The 308-nt window shown below is 65.9% G+C and carries 1 protein-coding gene; it reads left to right on the forward strand.

All coding sequences use genetic code 11. From position 1 onward, the window contains the following. Nucleotides 1-308: HAMP domain-containing protein (locus ACFHWT_RS31550; protein WP_416598365.1), on the forward strand; the 308-nt coding region annotated here is incomplete at both ends.

A 308-nucleotide genomic window follows, 5' to 3' on the forward strand; every position in this document is an offset into this window, starting at 1 on the left:
GTCACCCGGGTCGCCCGCGAAGTCGGCACCGAAGGCAAACTCGGCGGCCAGGCCCAGGTCAAGGGAGTCTCCGGCACCTGGCGCGACCTCACCGACAACGTCAACTCGATGGCCTCCAACCTCACCAGCCAGGTCCGCAACATCGCCTCGGTCACCACCGCCGTCGCCAAGGGCGACCTCTCCCAAAAGATCACCGTCGACGCACAGGGCGAGATCCTGGAACTCAAATCGACCGTCAACACCATGGTCGACCAGCTCTCCTCCTTCGCCGACGAAGTCACCCGGGTCGCCCGCGAAGTCGGCACCGA

The sequence above is a fragment of the Micromonospora sp. LOL_021 genome (genome assembly GCF_048060215.1).
GTDB lineage: Bacteria > Actinomycetota > Actinomycetes > Mycobacteriales > Micromonosporaceae > Micromonospora_E.